General features: G+C 43.6%; 16 protein-coding genes. 2 read left to right on the forward strand and 14 right to left on the reverse strand.

Annotated elements, in window-relative coordinates; translation table 11 throughout:
• Positions 1 to 175 precede the first annotated feature (175 nt).
• Positions 176 to 610 carry a DUF6078 family protein gene (locus QZ135_RS19440; RefSeq protein WP_294613203.1) on the reverse strand — a complete coding sequence of 145 codons (435 nt, stop codon included), beginning with the start codon at positions 608 to 610 and terminating at the stop codon, positions 176 to 178.
• A gap of 271 nt (positions 611 to 881) precedes the next feature.
• On the opposite strand from QZ135_RS19440, the gene trpS reads away from it, so the two are divergent.
• On the forward strand, positions 882 to 1,976 hold the full coding sequence (gene trpS / locus QZ135_RS19445) for a tryptophan--tRNA ligase (protein WP_294613206.1): 1,095 nt from the start codon (positions 882 to 884) through the stop codon (positions 1,974 to 1,976).
• Positions 1,977 to 2,079: 103 nt separating this feature from the next.
• Here the strand turns inward: trpS and QZ135_RS19450 are convergent, their stop codons facing one another.
• The 12 genes from QZ135_RS19450 to tig all read right to left on the reverse strand — a co-directional run bounded on the left by QZ135_RS19450 (position 2,080) and on the right by tig (position 18,931).
• Complete coding sequence (locus QZ135_RS19450) at positions 2,080 to 3,273, reverse strand: OmpA family protein (RefSeq protein ID WP_294613208.1); 1,194 nt, start codon at positions 3,271 to 3,273, stop codon at positions 2,080 to 2,082.
• 303 nt (positions 3,274 to 3,576) lie between these two features.
• A complete protein-coding gene (gene mutL, locus QZ135_RS19455; RefSeq protein WP_294613211.1) occupies positions 3,577 to 5,508 on the reverse strand; it encodes a DNA mismatch repair endonuclease MutL in 1,932 nt (643 codons plus the stop codon).
• A 53-nt stretch (positions 5,509 to 5,561) separates the two neighbouring features.
• On the reverse strand, positions 5,562 to 5,852 hold the full coding sequence (locus tag QZ135_RS19460) for a hypothetical protein (protein WP_044138189.1): 291 nt from the start codon (positions 5,850 to 5,852) through the stop codon (positions 5,562 to 5,564).
• Between the two features lie 5 nt (positions 5,853 to 5,857).
• Positions 5,858 to 7,519 carry an OstA-like protein gene (locus QZ135_RS19465; protein ID WP_294613216.1) on the reverse strand — a complete coding sequence of 554 codons (1,662 nt, stop codon included), beginning with the start codon at positions 7,517 to 7,519 and terminating at the stop codon, positions 5,858 to 5,860.
• Between the two features lie 26 nt (positions 7,520 to 7,545).
• Positions 7,546 to 8,913: a peptidylprolyl isomerase gene (locus QZ135_RS19470; protein WP_294613219.1), complete on the reverse strand. Its 1,368-nt coding sequence runs from the start codon at positions 8,911 to 8,913 to the stop codon at positions 7,546 to 7,548.
• Positions 8,914 to 8,927: 14 nt separating this feature from the next.
• Positions 8,928 to 9,770 carry a peptidylprolyl isomerase gene (locus tag QZ135_RS19475; RefSeq protein WP_294613263.1) on the reverse strand — a complete coding sequence of 281 codons (843 nt, stop codon included), beginning with the start codon at positions 9,768 to 9,770 and terminating at the stop codon, positions 8,928 to 8,930.
• A gap of 57 nt (positions 9,771 to 9,827) precedes the next feature.
• Positions 9,828 to 11,369 carry a peptidylprolyl isomerase gene (locus tag QZ135_RS19480; protein ID WP_294613222.1) on the reverse strand — a complete coding sequence of 514 codons (1,542 nt, stop codon included), beginning with the start codon at positions 11,367 to 11,369 and terminating at the stop codon, positions 9,828 to 9,830.
• A 220-nt stretch (positions 11,370 to 11,589) separates the two neighbouring features.
• Positions 11,590 to 13,065, reverse strand: coding sequence for an IMP dehydrogenase (gene guaB, locus QZ135_RS19485; protein ID WP_294613224.1), 1,476 nt, complete (start codon positions 13,063 to 13,065; stop codon positions 11,590 to 11,592).
• A gap of 105 nt (positions 13,066 to 13,170) precedes the next feature.
• Entirely contained in the window at positions 13,171 to 15,354 is a 2,184-nt protein-coding gene (recQ, locus tag QZ135_RS19490) for a DNA helicase RecQ (protein WP_294613227.1), read from the reverse strand.
• Between the two features lie 170 nt (positions 15,355 to 15,524).
• Positions 15,525 to 16,772, reverse strand: coding sequence for an ATP-dependent Clp protease ATP-binding subunit ClpX (gene clpX / locus QZ135_RS19495; RefSeq protein ID WP_294613229.1), 1,248 nt, complete (start codon positions 16,770 to 16,772; stop codon positions 15,525 to 15,527).
• Positions 16,773 to 16,774: 2 nt separating this feature from the next.
• On the reverse strand, positions 16,775 to 17,437 hold the full coding sequence (clpP, locus tag QZ135_RS19500; RefSeq protein ID WP_294613232.1) for an ATP-dependent Clp endopeptidase proteolytic subunit ClpP: 663 nt from the start codon (positions 17,435 to 17,437) through the stop codon (positions 16,775 to 16,777).
• Between the two features lie 138 nt (positions 17,438 to 17,575).
• Positions 17,576 to 18,931, reverse strand: coding sequence for a trigger factor (gene tig / locus QZ135_RS19505; protein WP_294613235.1), 1,356 nt, complete (start codon positions 18,929 to 18,931; stop codon positions 17,576 to 17,578).
• A 398-nt stretch (positions 18,932 to 19,329) separates the two neighbouring features.
• Between tig and QZ135_RS19510 the strand changes: the two genes are divergently transcribed.
• Complete coding sequence (locus QZ135_RS19510) at positions 19,330 to 19,578, forward strand: hypothetical protein (RefSeq protein ID WP_009130331.1); 249 nt, start codon at positions 19,330 to 19,332, stop codon at positions 19,576 to 19,578.
• Positions 19,579 to 19,702: 124 nt separating this feature from the next.
• Here QZ135_RS19510 and lptB read toward each other — a convergent pair whose 3' ends face one another.
• Positions 19,703 to 20,458: an LPS export ABC transporter ATP-binding protein gene (gene lptB, locus QZ135_RS19515; protein WP_044138237.1), complete on the reverse strand. Its 756-nt coding sequence runs from the start codon at positions 20,456 to 20,458 to the stop codon at positions 19,703 to 19,705.
• Positions 20,459 to 20,483 lie beyond the last annotated feature (25 nt).

Consider the following 20,483-nt stretch of genomic DNA (forward strand, 5'->3'; position numbering starts at 1 on the left):
AAAATATATTGAGTAAACTAACTTAGGTATAACAAGCGAAGTTGTCAACTAAATCCAGTACAGTACAGTTTCCTGCAGGGGAACCATTAGTTTCATGCCTTGAAACTACCGGTTTCTCGGTGTGAAACTAATGGTTTCAAGCAATGAAACTACCGGTTTCACGCCGGGAAACCAATCACCACCTATAGACTTCCGAATAAGACTCAAAGCATGGAGCTTCTGTAATACCGTTCCGGACAAATATATGACTGATATATCGTTGATCTTCAGGAGAAATAAAACGCTCCTTACGATAAATACGATAATAATGCGTCTTGCCGAAATAAGCAACGATTTGATGGCGCATATCGGTAGCTAAGCTATAGGGAACATTGTCAAACAAATTTTTTATCCCCCATGCTACACGCATTTTCTGAATGGGGCGAAAGTAAGAACACTGAGTAGTATCAACAGGAATAGCTACCGGACTAAGAATCGTAATCAGAGGTTTATCGGGAGTGCAATGCTGTGCAACCCAATGACGCAAACAAGTTCCTGCTTTGGAACAATCATTATTGAAACAATGGGCAAAGCCCTGAGGAACCATCTGATAATCAAAATCTATTTCCATAATATTTTTTCTATTGAATATATCCAACAAAAGTACATGCTTTCTTTGGGATAAGCAACAAAACTCACAACTTCCATGAAACTAAAGAAAAAATATTTTCTACATTCCAATGAACTTTCACTGCCTATAATATAGTATTGAGTAGAAAGTCATACACCTTAATATATACATAGTCTTTTTGCCGAAGCCAAAATAATAGGTATCTTTGCAACTCATTTGCTGCCAACCGGCAACAAGCCAGAAAAAGATAACTAAGAATATAAATATAGATATGGCTAAAGAAAAAATCATCCTCACGGGCGACCGCCCCACAGGACGCCTGCACATAGGGCACTATGTAGGCTCATTGAGAAGAAGAGTGGAGTTGCAGAACTCCGGTTTGTATGACAAGATATTCATCTTCATCGCCGATGCACAGGCGCTGACCGACAATGTGGACAACCCGGAGAAAGTGCGCCAGAACGTTATCGAAGTAGCACTCGACTATTTGGCTTGCGGCATAGACCCGGCAAAGTGCACCATCTTCATCCAATCACAAATACCGGAACTCTGTGAGTTGAGCTTTTACTATATGAACATGGTAACAGTATCTCGCCTGCAACGCAACCCGACCGTAAAGACCGAAATCCAGATGCGCAACTTCGAAACGAGCATCCCGGTAGGTTTCTTTACCTACCCCATCAGCCAGGCAGCGGACATCACAGCTTTCAACGCAACGACTGTCCCCGTAGGCGAAGACCAGGAGCCGATGCTCGAACAAGCTCGCGAAATTGTGCGCCGCTTTAACTATATATATGGTGAAACACTGGTGGAACCGGAAATCCTGTTGCCGGACAATGCAGCTTGTCTGCGCCTGCCGGGAACCGACGGTAAAGCCAAAATGAGTAAATCTCTGGGCAACTGCATCTATCTTTCCGACAGTGCCGAAGAAGTAGAAAAGAAGATTCGCGGCATGTACACCGACCCCGATCACTTGCGCGTGCAAGACCCGGGTAAAGTAGAGGGAAACCCTGTATTCACGTATCTGGATGCTTTCTCCCGTCCCGAACACTTTGAACGTTATCTGCCTGATTATCCCAATCTGGATGAACTGAAAGCACACTACATGCGTGGCGGTTTGGGCGATGTGAAAGTGAAGAGATTCCTTAACGCTATCATGCAAGAGACGCTGGAACCGATTCGCAACCGCCGCAAAGAGTTCGAAAAAGACATTCCCGCCATCTATGAGATGTTGAAGAAAGGTTGCGAAACTGCGCGCGAAGCCGCCGCCGCTACATTGGACAATGTACGCAAAGCTATGAAGATTAACTACTTCGATGATGCGGAACTGATTGCAGAACAGGTAAAAAAATTCAGCGAGGAATAAAACTTCTTAAAGAAGTTCTCTTTATAACCAAACAGAGGAACGCCCTGTCCCCGTAGAATCTACGAGAGAACAGGGCGTTCCCTTACACATGAAAAGACTATATTTAGTTAGCAGATTTCACTAATACCACACGGTTCAGAATTGGTTGACCAAACTTGTCCACACCCCCACCGGCATCAATACTCAGACGATCGGCAGAGATGCCATAGTTCTTAACCAGTGCATCTTTAACAGCTTGTGCACGCTTCAAACTCAACTCCTTGTTGAATGCCGGAGTACCGGTTGCAGAATCGGCATAACCATTTACGGTATAAGTAGCGTTCGGGAACTGTTTCATTTGTTCTGCCAGATAAGACAGGTTCATGATTTCACGCGGAGACAGCTCGGCAGAACCAATTGTGAAGAATACAGTACGCGGTGCAATATCCGGATCCGGAACGATAACTTCAGTTTCGGTAACTTCTGCTACCGGTTGGTTTTCTGCCTGTATCAATGCATTCTTCAATTGTGCATTCTGCGCACCCATCATTGCCAACTTATCCTGCATAGCAGCCAGCTCAATCTGAGAAATTAACTGCGGCATCGGACGACGGAAACCACGGGCAGGGAAACGGTAAGTCAAACCAACCGTAGCACTCAGCACGCCATCATAGCCATGATCGCCACCAACTTCACCGTCGAATTTATCTTCAACCCCCATTGCACTAAGCTCCAGATTAATATCTATCGCATTCGAAATCCGGAACTTGTTGATGATACCTGCGTTTACGGACAGTGCTTCGCGATGAGGTTTTGAGTAGTTGTGAGTAAAACCCGCACCTACATAAGGAATAACCTCATAAACGCGGTGCTGGTTATAACCACCGAAAAGTGCATTCAGATTGAACATCACGTCACCGTGCAGGTTCATGTAATCGAAACGTTGCTTGTAGTAACCGTCTTTCAGTTGGGCACCTTTTACATAGTCGGCACCACCATCGTATGTAAAGCCTCTTGCCTGAAGACCACTATATTGCAAACGCAGCCCCAAACCCGGAGTAAACCATTTACCAACGGAAATATTCAGTGTCGGACTGATACGCTTGCCAAAACTTCCGGCCTTATCATTATCGCCAAATGTAGCTTCGGCACCGCCTCCGATAGAGAAGAACCAGTTACTCCAGAAGGGATTGGTTATCACCTGATACTTATCCTGTACTTGAATAACCTCGTATTCTACTACTTCACTTGTACTGTTCTGGGCCCAGATGCCAGAAGTCAGGCCAGCCAGAGCCAGCAACATTAGAATCTTTTTCATATACCTAAATAGTTAAGTGGTTAATTTAAATTCATTCTTTAATTTGCTTAAATAACACCGACAGAACTAAAAGGTTTTGAGAAGAGAAAAAAAGATGAGGAGTTTTCTAAAAAAAAGAAAAGATAAATGATAATTTATCGCGCAAAGCGCGATAAGTAACGAGCTACAAGCTACAAGTGACAAGTGCCTTTCGGTATGATAGCCGGGCGAATTATTATTCGCCCACGAGTAAGTACAGCGCAGCAACTCGTTACTGGTAGCTCGTAGCTCGTAACTTAATTTAGCGGCTTCGCCGCTAAATTATCATTTAGAGAACAGCCTTTCGATATCTTCTTCTTTAATTGTTGATAGTACCGTGCGCCCATCCGGCGTATAGTTTGGAGTAGGGCAAGCAAACAGGCTATCTACCAGATTCACCATTTCTTCATTGCTCAACACCTGCCCGTAGACGATTGCAGCAGCCTTTGCCAGCGTCAGTGCAAGCATCGTTTGCACTTCTTCTTTCACATCGTTTCCTTTTTCCATAGCCGTATGCACCATATTGCGCACCAACTCTACAGGGTTCAGCCCCTCAATACCGGACGGAATACCATTTATCGCATAACTGCCACCTCCCAACGGTGTCAGTTCGAAGCCAACTGCTGAAAAATCCTCCAGAATACTTTCCAATACCGCAGCTTCCGAAGCCGGCAACTGCACTATTTCTGGGAAAAGCACCCCTTGAGATACTCCTTGCTTCTGACGAATCTGGCTCATATACCGCTCAAACAGCACTCGGATATGCGCTCTATGCTGGTCTATCAGCATCAAACCAGACTTTACTGAAGTCAGGATAAATCGCCCCTTGAACTGAAAATGCTGGGTTCCTTTTTCTACCGCTGGCTCATTGGTATATAACGACGCTGACGGCGATGATGCCATTTCCGTTTCCGCAACATACGGTGTACGCTCTTCAGGCATATTCACAGATGCAGGTGCAGAGGTCCAGTCCGTTTCATCCACAAACGGCTCTTCCTCCATCGGAGTATTCATCTTGCTTGCCTTTTCCAGCCCGTCATACAATCCCTCCCAATCCACCTTCGGACGGGAATAGCTGCCCCCTCCATAAGAGGAACCGGAAGAGGACGTTTTAAACGGATTGAAATCTGAATTATAATGTACCTTCGGCGGCTCTATCGGACGGGTTTGGTCGAACGTTGGAATATCCGGCATACCCTCCATATCGAAATCTATAGACGGTACAGCATTGAATTTACCCAATGATTCTTTTACTGCCGCAGAGAGTATCTGCCAAATGGCCTGTTCGTTTTCAAACTTGATTTCCGTTTTAGTGGGATGTATATTCACATCGATATTAGCCGGATCAACATCAAAATAGATGAAATAAGAAATCTGTTCTCCTGCCGGAATCAGTTGTTCATAAGCATCCATCACAGCTTTATGGAAATATGGATGACGCATATAACGACCGTTCACAAAGAAGTATTGGTGGGCACCTTTCTTGCGTGCCGTCTCCGGTTTGGCCACAAAGCCTGATACTTTCACCATCGTGGTGTCCACATCCACCGACAGCAAGTGCTGGTTCAACTTTTTACCGAACACTGCCAGAATACGCTGGCGGAGTGGCATTACCGGCAGATTGAACAACTCGGTATCATTGCTATATAAATAGAAAGCCACCTCGGGATGTACCAAGGCAATGCGTTCAAATTCCGTAAGGATATTGCTGAGTTCCGTCGAGTTTGCTTTCAGGAACTTGCGACGGGCGGGTATATTAAAGAACAGGTTCTTTATGGAGAAGTTGCTCCCTTTAGGGCACGAAACTGCTTCCTGACTCTCTACCTTGGAACCGGCTATCACAATCCGCGTCCCCAGTTCCTCATCTTCTTTGCGGGTTTTCAGTTCCACCTCTGCCACCGCAGCGATAGAGGCCAACGCCTCACCGCGAAATCCCATGGTACGTAAAGCAAATAAATCGGCGGCTTCTTTTATCTTGGATGTAGCATGACGTTCAAAAGCAAGGCGTGCATCCGTTTCGGACATTCCCTTTCCATCGTCAATCACCTGTATACAGGTCTTTCCTGCATCCGTCACCAGTACATGTATCTCTTGTGCTCCGGCATCAATTGCATTCTCTACCAATTCCTTAATTACGGATGCCGGACGCTGAATCACCTCTCCGGCAGCAATCTGGTTGGCAACCGAATCGGGCAGCAAATGAATAATGTCGCTCATAAGAACAATGAATTGTTTTTTTATTAGTTAAGTTAGGACAGTAACTACCGGAATCAAATGATTCCGGTGCTTATTGCATACCACAAATATATCAGCAAGGCGATAATAACCAGTATCACTCCCAGGTGTATTGGTTTACGCCCGCTTTCCTTGCGTCGTTTCAGGTGGGTAGTTCCTTCTACGAATTTTCCCCGAATATCTTCCGGTGAAAATTCTTTCTCAGGTAGCATTCCCAGGTCACGCTTGGCACTTTCTTCCATCTTTGCCAACTTTTCTTTCCGCTCATCAACATATATATATTGATGGTTAAAGCCGCGCGGCTTTCTCATTGTGAACATTCCCATAGCGCTTATTTATTTCTTTTAATATTCATATTCCTTGGCGAAACTACAGGTTTCCTGTCTGATTTCTGTAATTGTTCGCCGGCTCTCTTACCCCGCCATTCAAATATATCTTCCTTATTCCGGGGGCGGATATAATCGAACCAGACAAAAGTAGGTAATTTGTATTTATCTGCCGGAATTTGATCCATTGGATACATTGTGCCATTAGCCTTACCAATGAAAGCACCTTTTTCCATGCGCCGCTCTTTCAGCAGCATACGCAAGAAGCTACCTTCAGCATAGTTGAGTCCAATCAAGCTACTGTCCTTTTCTTCCACCGGATAGAAGATAACCAGCACATTACCATTCACATCTACCTGACGCATATCTCCGTCGATGAAGAAAGCCTTCATCTCTTTGCCGGTCACCTGATTGTAGTGAACAGAATCTTTCCGTTCCACAGTTAATGCCTGGTTGATGATGTGCGCCCAATCGATGGTGCTGTCGTTCATGTAAACCTTGATTTCCTCACCTAACAATTGTTGTTCGCCATGCCATAAAATAGGATCGACGTACATAGTCATGCAAGAGTCCTTAGAATTATATACCAGAGAATCGCATACCGCCTGCACATCTGTACGATAAGCTCGAACTTTATGATAAGCTCGCATCTCGCGATACATGGAGTCCGTATCTATATTATAGGTAAGCAGCCGCAATGTATCACCATGCATAAACAAACTGTCACCTTGCGAGTAATCGATGGCAACCGCACGCAACGTGGCAAGAGCACTTCCCGACAGTTCATTGTAAAAACAATAATCACCGGTCAGCATATTCTTGTTGATAGTATCGTTCATCTGCACATTATCAAATGCTTCACCATACCCCAGAATGCGGTCGTAGAAAAGGCTGTCGCCTGTCAGTTTCTTACCTTCATTTGTCAATACGGAACGATCCAGCAATTCCGCCTGCTCGGTAGTGGTATTGTAAATACCCCGTTCGGAATAGATGTGGTTCTTATCGCTCACAATATCCGAAGGCCCCAAGATGGTAGCAATCTTACTTTCGGTACTATATTTCAGAGTATCCGAAGTCAGGACAAATTTCGGATTTACCAGCTTCACGTCATGGTTGAATACGGACAATTTAGTGGCCGGGCTATATTCTCCCCACTCGGAAGTCAGCACATTTTCTTCGTCGGTCAACGTTCCACCCTCAAAGTAATAACCCAGATTATACAAACGGTCATAGTTCAAACTGTCAGTTGTCAGCGTTGTGTTCCGATTAATCATGCGGACATTGCCACGTATCATTGCCAACTGCGACATACCGTCATAATACAGGTAATCTCCATAGATGAAGAGCGTGTCTCCCTGTTCCATACGGACGTTATCAAAGGCTTCCACCGAGTTCGTCTTTTCAAAAATCAGCGCACTGTCACAGTACATGTACATGCTGTCGTGACGCAGCTTTACCGACCCAATAAGTATCTGAACATCCGGAAGCAAGATTTTGTCCGCCTGTGCCTCGTCAGCATGGAGCAAATCGACCCGGGTTTTCTTCTTTTCCGGCTCTTTCGTCTTGTCCTGGGCGCTCAGCAAACAGATGCCAAACAGGCATAGAAGACCTGTGATAAGGAATCTATGCCTGTTCAGAAAATGAGTTCTTGTATTTTTCTTCTGCATACAAAAAGTTAATGTATCACCCGGAATCAGTCTTTTTTAACCCAACCCGGATACTTGAATGAACAGTTCTTCCAGTTATCGTTGATACGCACATACGTATGCTTCTGTTTTTCGCGAATCCATTTATCCAGCATCTCGTCACGGCGTTTTTCCAGTACAATTTCTTTCAGATTCTGATAGTCTTCCGAAATCGTCGCTTTATGTCCGTTGATGCGGCTTTTCAGCTTCACAATTACACATTCCTCTTTACCGGTCTTCTGTGGAATCATAGTGAATGCTTCGGAGATTTCTCCTACCTTCATATTATCTACCACTTTTGCAATTTCGGGTGGAAGTTCCTGCATCTCAAACTTGGAAGTATTGGTTTGAGGGTTGGGCAACAAACCGTGGTTATTGCGCGTATCCTTATCTTGTGAAAGTACGGAAGCCGCTTCTTCAAAAGTAAACTTACCGCTACGAATATCATCAGCAATAGAGTCCAAGCGGGCAATACCCGACATAAGTGCTTCTTCCGGTACATGGGGCTTCAACAAGATATGGCGTACTTTGATACGGTCACCACGCTTCTCCATCAATTGGATAATATGGAAACCATATTCCGACTCCACAATCTTGGAAACTTTGTTCGGATCCTGCAAGTTAAAAGCTACGTTAGCAAATGCGGGGTCCAGATAACCACGTCCCGTAAAGGGCATCTCACCACCATTGATAGCAGTACCGCGGTCATCTGAGTACAGACGTGCCAACATAGAGAAGCTCTCTCCCTTATTGACGCGTTCCGTATATTCACGCAGACGGCTTTTCACATCTTCAATTTCATCCAAAGGAATCTTCGGCTGTTGCGTGATAATCTGTACCTCTACCTGAGTAGGGATGTAAGGGATACTATCCTGCGGCAGATCCTTAAAATAACGACGCACTTCAGCCGGAGTAATTTTAATCTCACCCACCAGCTTCTGTTGCATCTTCTGCACCTTCAAACCTTCGCGCGCATTGTCACGCAGGGTTTCACGAATCTGGCTGGATGTTTTGTTGAAGTACTCCTCCATCTTCTCGCGCGAACCGATATTGGCGATATACATATTCGTCATATAGTCCACACGCTGAATTACTTCACTCTCAGCAACTTCGATACTATCAAGAGCAGCTTGATGCAGAAACAGCTTCTGTACGGCTATTTCTTCGGGAATCACGCAGTAAGGGTCACCGTCGAACTTACGCCCTTCGTACTGGGCACTCATGCGTGCTTCTTCTACTTCAGACTTCAATATAGCCTCGTCGCCCACTACCCAAACTACCTCGTCAATCACATTGTCTTGTCCGTAAGCGGTAGAACCGGTCAACAGCGCCAAGGCACATAAAACTACAAACTTAAAGTTCATAAAATTTCTCATTCTGTGTATCTAAACTAATTATATTTAATCTTATCTCTTTTCACTGCCCGCTGATACAAATCGTCTTTCACAGCTTTCATGAATTCCACTTGTTTCAGGTTCAGCACCATATCTTTCACTTTAGGACGGGCAAATTCGTATGGTTCTTGCTCGCCCACTGAACGCAACTCACTCACATTCAAAAAATAATAAAACGCCGTATCCTTCAATTCGATATGACGGTTCTTATTCACATAATCTTCCACCTCCGGCACTTTCAAAGGGATCAGGTCGAGTACATCCGACATCGGAACCCACTTGTCATAGAAATACTCGTACTTCACAGCATTCTGCAAACTATACTTTTCCAAATGCTCCACCGCATCTTGCGCAGGAGTCTTGTACCAACGACGTACATTGTTTAGTTCTGGTGCAGTGAGGGGAACCTTTATGAACAACCCTTGCACAAGGGGGCGCTCCAGTCTGAAAAGATCTTTATTCTTTTCGTAATACTCCGTCAATTCCTGTTCCGAAATCTCATTCGAGAGTCTCTGGTGAATCAACGCCTGTTGATAAGTGTGCATTATCAATGCTTTCCGATAATTCTCTACAAGTTTGTCTATCTCCCCGTTATCGGGAATATTGCTTTGAGCCTTCTCATAGAGCAGAATATCTTCCACCCAGTTACGGATATAATGTTCGGCAAATAACAAACTATCATCCTTCGACAATCTTGCCGGAAGTGCGGATTGCAAATCTTCTCGGTAAAGGAAATTGCCGTCCAGCTCCACCAACGGTGTCTTACCTTTATGGTCGTGTTGCTCGCTACAGGCCACACATAAAAGGATGGATAGGAATCCCAGGAAAAATATTCGCATCACCGATATGATATTTACTTATTTCAAGCTACGAAGATAGCGGATTAATCGGTTGCATCAGTGATTATTAACGGTTTTTAAAACCTCTTGGTTTATTTCAACCTTAGCGGCGGCACGCAATTGCGTTATCCAACGCTCTTCCAAGTAGTTCTGATAGTCGTTCACCAGTGGTACACGCACTTCTTTATACGACTGTGGCCCTTTCACTTTCTCACCCAGAAAAGTGGTAAAAGGAAATGACGCCATAGGTTCATTTTTACCTTTTTTGAAGATTTCTTCATCCACATAGGCATTATCCCCAAGAGCAAATAATCCTTGTTCAGCCTGCACTTGCGGAGTCTTCGCATTGAACGTTAACCGGATGGCATCCATCCACTCTTCTTCCGGCAAAGATTTCAAGAATTTACGGACCTGCTTTCCGATTCGTTTTGTGGTGGTATGTAATACAATTCCTCTATAGCGAGGCTTTTTCCAGTGATAATCCGAGCGATGCTCCGCAAAATATGCAGCCAGTCCGGTCTCATCCGAAGGCACCCGTTCCCAGATTTCCCGATTACTGATTTCAAACAACAGCATGCCATCGCGATACTCCTGCATAAGCATGCGAAACTCCGGATATTTCTGTTCTAAGCGACTATATTCATAATCTAGAACAGTTTTCATGACAAATCCATCCAACTGGCGTTGCACACCCTGAGGATGGGCCGCAGCAAAAAGAGCGAACACTTTCCCTGTGTACTCTTTCTCGTCAAGCACAAACAGTTTTTTATCCGTACTACCTTTTGAGAGCAATTCATCCATTCCCGCCCTATCAGGCATATAGTTATATTCCTTTTTAAGTTTCTCCACCAACGCCTCTGTTCCTTTATCCATTCCATGAGTGCGTGTCTGCCGCCGAATTATTTCACTCTTGATTTCATCAAAAGGCAGAAGTTCCTTTCGTTCAAGCACTTTGACAATGTGAATGCCTTGAGGTGTAAAGAAAGGACGGGATACTTCTCCAGGTTGTAACCCGAATACGACATCTTCAAATTCTATAGGCGTCTGAAGCCAATTTACCCAAAAAGTTTTTTTTTCATCAGAAAAGCTACGAACACAGGCATCGAAATCAACCTGTCCTTTTTGCAATGCCGTATAAATAGAGTCCATGCGAGCCTCCACAGCCCGAAGCGCACTACCGGTTGTAGTTTGAGGAAGATACTTGAAAATATGACTCACCCGTACCTGCTCCGCGCGATTGTTGGCTTTCATCTTATCATACACCTGCCGGGCAGCAAGATCCGCAACCGCTCCATCTGTCAGATAAACTTTACCCAACTGGCGACGGTATCCCTCCAGTTCTTCGCGGAAAGCGCGGGCAGTATCCATGCCTGCCGCCTCTGCAGCAGCAACTTTCAGTTTGAAGTTCACAAACAAATCAACATACTCTTTCAGCGTCTTTTGCTCTACGCCGACAAGGGCATTATTCTTATTATATATGTATTCGAATTCGGACCGGAGCACATCTTTCCCGTTAATACGCATCAACACAGGATCTTGCTGTGCAGAAACCACCCAGCCGATACAAAGGAGAATTATTGTCAATCCACTTCTTATCATAACTATCATCTTAGAAAATAACAATGTAATAACGGGAAAATATCTTTTATATTGTTCCGGTGCAAAACAGATGGTCTATTTGCCCTGAACAGACGGTCTGTTTGCCCTGAACAGATGGTCTATTTAGCATAAACAGACCATGCGTTTTCCAAAAACAAAAATACCCGGAAAGTATTTGTTGCTTTCCGGGTATCCATATATAATAAAGATTGCCAATATCTTATTCCGGACGACTATAATTCGGAGCTTCGCTTGTAATTGCCACATCATGCGGATGGCTCTCAAGCACACCGGCATTTGTGATACGGGTAAATTTAGCATCGTGTAATTGCTCGATACTACCCGCACCGCAATAACCCATGCCTGCACGCAGACCACCTACCAACTGGAAGATTACTTCGTACAACGTTCCTTTATAAGGTACACGTGCTGCAATACCTTCCGGAACAAGTTTCTTAACGTCATTGGTTCCACTCTGGAAGTAACGGTCTTTCGAGCCATTCTCCATAGCCTCCAATGAGCCCATACCGCGATAGGACTTAAATTTACGTCCGTTAAAGATAATCGTATCACCCGGTGATTCTTCCGTTCCTGCAACCAGCGAACCAATCATTACGCTATAACCTCCGGCAGCCAAAGCTTTCACCACATCACCAGAGTAACGCAAACCACCATCAGCAATCAAAGGAATGCCTGTGCCCTTCAACGCCTTAGCCACATCATATACAGCAGATAACTGAGGAACCCCCACACCTGCCACAACACGGGTAGTGCAGATAGAACCCGGACCAATACCTACTTTTACTCCATCAGCGCCAGCTTCCACCAATGCTTTGGCAGCTTCTCCGGTAGCGATGTTACCTACTACGATATCAATATTCGGGAAACGCTTTTTTGCTTCTTTCAGTTTTTCTATTACATATATAGAATGTCCGTGAGCGGTATCAATCACAATAGCATCTGCACCGGCATCCACCAAAGCTTGCATACGGTCAAGCGTATCAGCCGTAACACCTACCCCGGCAGCTACACGCAAACGACCTTTGGAATCCTTGCAAGCCATCGGTTTATCTTTAGCTTTCGTAATATCCTTATAAGTAATCAAGCCAACTAACTTGCCTTCTTTATCTACAACCGGCAATTTCTCAATTCTATGCTCTTGCAGAATTTGAGAAACAGCTTCCATATCCGTAGTCGGATTCGTAGTGATAATATTTTCTTTTGTCATCACCTCGTCAATATGCTTATCCATATCTCTCACGAAGCGAAGGTCACGATTGGTAACAATTCCCACCAAATACTTCTCATCATCCACTACCGGAATACCACCAATTCTGTATTCTGCCATCAATGCCAATGCATCTCCCACGGTAGAACCTCTCTTAATGGTTACAGGATCATAAATCATGCCATTTTCAGCACGCTTCACAATGGCAACCTGACGTGCCTGTTCCACAATGGACATATTCTTATGAATAACACCGATACCACCTTCACGCGCAATGGCAATTGCCATTTTTGCTTCGGTAACCGTATCCATAGCAGCCGTTACAAACGGAATTTTTAACTCAATGTTTCTTGAAAACTTTGTCGAGAGTTCGACAGTTTTAGGGAGTACTTCAGAGTAAGCGGGGATTAACAAAACGTCGTCATAAGTTAATCCATCCATTACAATCTTATCAGCAATAAAAGACATAGGGCTATGCGTTTAAAATTTATTGCGTGCAAATATACGGTTTTTATTCCATTCCATACATCTGCACGCAATATTTTTTTCTTTTTTTAAACCAACAGCTAGAGGTTAGTTCGCCATTTCAGAAATGAACTTGATACGAACCAAACGTACTTCTTCTTCTGTGAAATCGTCACCCAGTTCATCAAGTGCATCGTCTATATTATCCGTTGTGGATTCCTTGTAGTAGTCATAGATATCCAACATGTGGTCTTCATCCATAATCTCATCCAAGAAGTAGTCAATATTCAACTTCGTACCGGAGTAAACAATTGCCTCGATTTCGTCCAGTAAATCACTGAATTCAATGCCTTTGGAAAGAGCAATGTCGTCCAACGCTACCTTACGATCAATAGATTGAATGATGGAAACTTTCAGTTTTGATTTATTGGCAACCGTACGGACACGCAAGTCTTCCGGACGTTCTATCTCATTCTCTTCGCAGTGACGCTTAATCAGCTTACAGAACTCTTCACCATAACGTTTTGCCTTACCTGCACCTACGCCAGGAATGTTTTGCAGTTCATCCAATGTCACCGGATAAATGGTAGCCATGGCTTCCAATGATGGATCCTGGAAAATAACATAAGGAGGAACTTCCAATTTTTTGGATAGCTTTTTACGCAAATCCTTCAACATGGAATAAAGAGCCGGGTCGACCGCACAAGAGCCACCGCCACGTGCCGGTGCTTCTTCCTCCACTTCCTCAAAATCATTATCCTCGGTTATCTTGAACGACTTAGGATGTTTCAGGAATTTCTTTCCGCTATCCGTTACTTTCAGTAAACCGTAGTTCTCTACATCTTTACTCAGGTAGCCCGCAATCAGTGCCTGGCGAATGACAGCATTCCATGTCTTGTCTTCCTCTCCCATTCCGGAGCCAAAAGCTTCCAGATCTTCATGCAGATGCGCTTGCACTTCGGTAGTTTCACGTCCTTGTATAATGTCGATAATATAATCCGCTTTAAAATTTTCTTTCACCGCTAGAATAGCCTCTATCACGGTACATAATAGTTCTTGAGCCTCCACTTGTTTTTTTGGGTTTAAACAGTTGTCACAATTTCCACAGTTATCTTCCATGTACTCTTCGCCGAAATAATGCAATAGCGTTTTTCGGCGGCATACGGAAGATTCGGCATAAGCAGCAGTTTCCAACAGAAGTTGTTTGCCTATTTCCTGCTCTGCCACAGGTTTTCCTTGCATGAACTTTTCCAGTTTCTGCAAGTCTTTATTAGTATAAAAGGTAATACACTGTCCTTCGCCCCCGTCTCTTCCGGCACGCCCTGTTTCCTGATAATATCCTTCCAGACTTTTCGGAATATCATAGTGGATAACGAAACGCACATCCGGCTTATCGATACCCATACCAAAAGCAATGGTTGCCACAATCACTTCTATCTTCTCCATCAAGAAGTCATCTTGATTTTGCGTGCGTGTTGCAGAGTCCATTCCTGCATGATAAGCGCGGGCATTGATACCATTTGCCTGTAAAATTTCAGCAAGTTCTTCTACCTTCTTCCGGCTCAGGCAATAAATGATACCAGACTTTTCCTGATTATTTTTGATGAACTTGATGATATCTCTATCTATATTATTGGTTTTAGGACGTACCTCGTAATAGAGGTTTGGGCGATTGAACGATGACTTGAACACCTCTGCATCCACCATACCCAGATTTTTCTGAATATCATGTTGCACTTTAGGCGTAGCAGTCGCCGTTAAAGCTATCACCGGAGCTTTTCCGATTTCATTGATAATAGGGCGGATACGACGATATTCCGGTCGGAAGTCATGCCCCCACTCCGAAATACAGTGTGCCTCGTCCACAGCATAGAAAGAAATCTTCACTGTCTTCAGGAATTCCACATTCTCTTCTTTCGTCAGTGACTCGGGAGCTACATATAGCAACTTCGTCTTTCCACTGAGGATGTCGGATTTCACCTGATCTATCGCACCTTTATTAAGGGAAGAGTTTATGAAATGGGCGATACCATCTTCTTCACTGAAGTTGCGCATCGCATCGACCTGGTTCTTCATCAGGGCAATCAAAGGGGAAATCACAATACCCGTACCTTCCATCATTAATGACGGTAACTGGTAGCACAATGACTTACCTCCACCCGTAGGCATCAGCACGAACGTGTCGTTGCCTGCCAACAAGTTTTGTATGATAGCTTCCTGATTTCCTTTAAACGTGTCAAATCCGAAGTACTTCTTCAGCTGGTCTGTCAAATTAATCTTCTTCCCTGCCATGATTCATTAGGTTGTTTTTTGAGTGATTGTTTAACATCTCGGTTAGCTGCTCTTTTCATTAAGAACTCTAACAAAGTTATAAACAACTTCTTAATTTTCAAGCATAATCCAATGAATATTTTTCAATAAAAAACAAAAAAGTCGGTTCAAAGCACCTTTACCTTCTGATTTTAAGCAGTTTGCAATCTTGCAATGTTTGCTTTTTCAAGTTGGTGTTTTGCATAATCCAGCTTCACAACAAAGCTATCTTTGTGTTCTGAAGGGATTTCGAACATAGCATCCATCATAATGGTCTCCACAATGGAGCGCAATCCACGAGCACCCAACTTATATTCCACAGCTTTGTCTACGATGTATTCAAAGACAGTGTCCTCAAACGTCAGCTCCACGCCGTCCATCTCAAACAGTTTAACGTACTGCTTGATAATGGAGTTTTTGGGTTCTGTGAGGATGGCACGCAGGGCATCGCGATCCAAAGGATTCAGGTAAGTCAGCACCGGCAGACGACCAATAATTTCAGGTATCAATCCGAATGACTTCAAATCCTGCGGGGCGATATACTGCATCATATTGTTTTTATCAATCACCGCAGTGTTGCGCACCGCACTATAACCTACCACATGAGTATTCAGACGCTGAGCTATTTTTTTCTCAATGCCATCAAATGCACCTCCACAAATGAAAAGAATATTCTTCGTGTTCACTGGGATCATCTTTTGGTCCGGATGCTTACGTCCACCTTGGGGTGGCACGTTCACCACGGAGCCTTCCAGTAATTTCAGCAAACCTTGCTGCACCCCTTCTCCACTCACATCACGAGTGATAGAAGGATTATCCCCCTTGCGGGCAATCTTATCAATTTCGTCAATGAACACAATGCCTTGTTCGGCTTCGGGCACATTGTAGTCCGCCACCTGGAGCAGGCGGGTCAGAATACTTTCAATATCCTCGCCTACGTAACCCGCTTCGGTGAGCACCGTAGCATCTACAATAGTAAAAGGTACATGAAGCAACTTGGCAATGGTACGTGCCAGCAAGGTCTTTCCCGTTCCAGTACTACCTACCATAATGATGTTCGATTTTTCAATTTCCACATCATCACCGCCATCCCTTTGCAACAAACGCTTGTAGTGGTTATACACCGATACAGAAAGAAAACGTTTGGCATCGTTTTGTCCAATGACATATTGGTCAAGAAATTCTTTAATTTCTAAAGGTTTCGGAAGTTCTTTCAAGTTCAGCTTCGTTGCGCCACCATTCCTTTTTGCTCCGCCCAGTGCCTCCTGAGTAATCTCGTAGGCCTGGGTGGCACAACTATCGCAAATGTAACCGTTCATCCCCGTGATAAGGAATCCGACTTCATCTTCGAAACGTCCGCAAAAGCTACACTTGTTTTTGTTTCTTTTTGAGTCTGCCATATTTATTTTTTAATCAACACTTCATCTACCATACCGTAATCTTTGGCTTCCTGTGCAGTCATCCAGTAGTCACGGTCAGAGTCCGCCCACACTTTCTCGAAAGGTGTATGCGAGTGGTCAGCAATGATAGTATACAGTTCTTTCTTCAACTTCTGGATTTCACGTGCTGTGATTTCAATATCCGAAGCCTGTCCTTGCGCACCACCCATCGGCTGATGAATCATTACACGGGAGTGAGTCAAAGCCGAACGCTTGCCCTCGGCCCCTGCCACCAGCAATACAGCAGCCATACTTGCCGCCATACCAGTACAGATGGTGGCTACATCGCTCGTAATGAACTGCATCGTATCATAAATACCCAATCCGGCATATACGGAACCACCAGGTGAATTAATATAAATAGAGATATCCTTACCCGGATCTACAGAATCCAGATAAAGTAACTGTGCCTGCAAAGTATTGGCGGTGTAATCGTCCACCTGAGTACCGAGGAAGATGATGCGGTCCATCATCAAACGGGAAAAAACATCCAACTGAGTTACATTAAGCTGACGTTCTTCCAGGATATAAGGATTCAAATACCCGGCTTGTGACTTAATCACATCATCCAGCACCAAGCTATTCATACCTAAATGCTTGGTAGCGTATTTTCTGAAATCATCCATATTATTTTTATTTTAGGTTTAGTAAATTGAGATGCAAAGAAACAAAAAAGAACACAGAGACACAAAAAAACACAGAGTTATAATGTATAAAACTCTGTGTTTCTTAATGATTTTAAACTGTTTTCAGAATAAAAAAGCTTATTCAAACATCTTGTTGAATTCTTCAGCAGAAATTGTTTTGTTATTCAGCTTCACCTGGGACTTCAAAGCAGAGGCCAGTTTGGCTTCAACAACGCGGTTCACCAGACCTTCTACGCTTTCTTTCTTCTTCAGCATTTCTTTTGAGTAGTTTTCCAGGAGCTCTTCAGGAACGTTCATCATACCATATTGCGCAAACTGTGCACGGGTAGCTTCCTTAGCCATGTTGACTACGTCTTCCTGTTCAACCTTAATATCATTAGCCTTCACCAACTGCTCCTTAATCAAGTGCCAAGTCAGTTCTTCTATGCTCTTATCATAGTTGTCATCAACGAATTTCTCGTCTTTATCCTGGTTGTTCATACGCATGATGCGTTTCAGTAATGCATCCGGGAATTCCAGTTTGCCCACCTTTTCCATCAGCATCTTGCGAGCATCAATCAAGAATTTATAATCAGTATCAGCCACAAATTGGTTAGCAATTACCTCTTTAATCTTAGCACGGAATTCCTCTTCAGTGCTCACAACACCTTCACCACACACCTGGTCGAAGAGTTCCTGAGTCAATTCACCTTCTACGTGACGTGTAATTTCTTCCACTTGATAGCTGAAATTAGATTTCATTTCAGCAGCAACTTCCTTATCAATCTTCAAGAGAGAAGACAGTTCGGCAGCGTTGCCGTCCCATGCAGTGTGAGGATTGAATACAAGCACATCGTTAACTTTAGCATTTGCAAAAATAGCCTTTTGCTCGTCGTTCTTCATGTAAGCCGGCATCATGACAGCACCTTCCACCTGGATACCACCTTCTTTAGTGTTACCATTTTCGTCCAACTCAGCAAGCAGACCTTTCAGCATATCATTATCTTCGTAAACATCTACTTGCTCATACTTACCGCTACGCTGTGTGTAAGCTTTCACCTGATTGTTTACCATATCTTCGGTAACATCAATCAAGTAGTAGTCTACTGTATCTTTAGCGTCCACTTCAGCCTTAAATTCCGGAGCCAGAGCAATATCGAACAAGAATTCGAATTCTTCCATGGTGTCGAAATCAATATCCTGTTGTTTATCCTCATTTGGCAACGGTTCACCGAGAATAGCCACATTATTATCTTGAATATACTTATATACAGCTTCTGAAAGCGCCTTGTTCACTTCTTCCGCGATAACAGATTTACCATACATTTTCTTCACCAGGCTCATTGGCACCATACCCTTACGAAAGCCCGGAATCTGAGCTTTCTGACGAAGGCTTTTCAATGATTTTTCAACTTTTTCCTGATAATCAGCTTTCTCAAGCTTTACAGTAAGCAGAGCGCTTACTTTGTCAATGTTTTGTAATGAAACGTTCATTCTGACAATTATTTATTTGATTTATACTTTATTCCAATCTCAAATGAGGGTGCAAAATTAGCGTTATTCTTTCAATTATCAAAAAAACATTGCTGAATTATTTCTTTATAACAGTAAGGGAAGGTTGCTTATACTAAACTAGTCATTGCATTATTAAAAGAAAGTGTTACCAACATGGGGGTGTTGGTAAGCATATTGTTTAAAGCAAATGGTACTATTACTATAAGAGACGTTCGACAAATAGTTAGCATATAAGATGTTTGTACGTATATCCGCAAAGAAAAAGCAAAAAAAGAAGTAACGGAACATTGTTTTTCCGAAATTATTATGTTTCTTTGTTGCGGAATGGTTTATGTTCCAAGAGAGTTTTATTCATTTATTTATTTTACATTTTCAGTATGAACATTTACGTAGGAAACCTTAACTACAAAGTTAGGGAATCAGACCTGCAAAAGGTCATGGAAGATTACGGTACTGTAACCGAAGTCAAATTTATTAAGGATCGCGAAACCGGCCGTTTCAGAGGCATTGCATTCGTAGAAATGGAAGACGCAGCTGCCGCAGCTAAAGCGATTGAAGAGCTTGACGGTGCAGAGTACTTTGGCCGTAACATGGTAGTGAAAGAAGCAAGACCTCCGAAATACTAAATATATAAGGAGAAAAAACAAAACCGCCTGTTTCTTGAAGAAGAGACAGGCGGTCATTGTTTTTAGTGATAAGTGGTTAGTGATAAGTGATTAACTCAACCTGCCATTTATTAATCACTTATCACTATTTCATAAAGTCCTTGCGACGAAGCACGAAACTATTACTCAAATACTTCTCACGTACAATCTTATTTTCCGACAGTTCCTCCGGTGTTCCTTGAAACAAGATTTTCCCCTCAAACAACAAGTAAGCACGGTCCGTGATACTCAGCGTTTCCTGCACGTTGTGGTCGGTAATCAGAATACCTATATTCTTATCTTTCAGTTTCCACACAATTTGCTGAATATCTTCCACTGCAATCGGGTCAACTCCGGCAAAAGGCTCATCAAGCATGATGAATTTAGGGTCGATGGCAAGGCAACGGGCAATCTCCGTACGGCGGCGCTCACCACCCGAAAGTTGATTACCTTTATTCTTACGCACTTTCTGCAAACGGAATTCAGCAATCAGGTTCTCCAACTTCTCCTTCTGATATTCCAAAGGTTTATCTGTCATTTCCAGTACAGAAGCTATGTTATCTTCCACGCTCATCTGCCGAAACACGGATGCTTCCTGTGCCAGGTAGCCGATACCAGTCTGCGCACGTTTGTACACCGGATACTTCGTAATATCCAGATCATCCAGAAAGATACGTCCTTCATTCGGCGTAATCAACCCTACGGTCATATAGAACGAAGTCGTCTTACCGGCACCATTCGGTCCCAGCAAACCTACAATTTCTCCTTGCTTCACATCTATGGAGACGTGGCTCACCACCGTACGTTTACCGTACTTTTTCACCAGGTCTTCAGTACGAAGCACCATTTTGCTTTCTTCCATATCCTTTTCAGTTACAAGCTACAAA

Origin of the sequence: uncultured Bacteroides sp. (genome assembly GCF_905207245.1) — a bacterium.
In the GTDB taxonomy this organism is placed as follows: Bacteria; Bacteroidota; Bacteroidia; order Bacteroidales; family Bacteroidaceae; genus Bacteroides.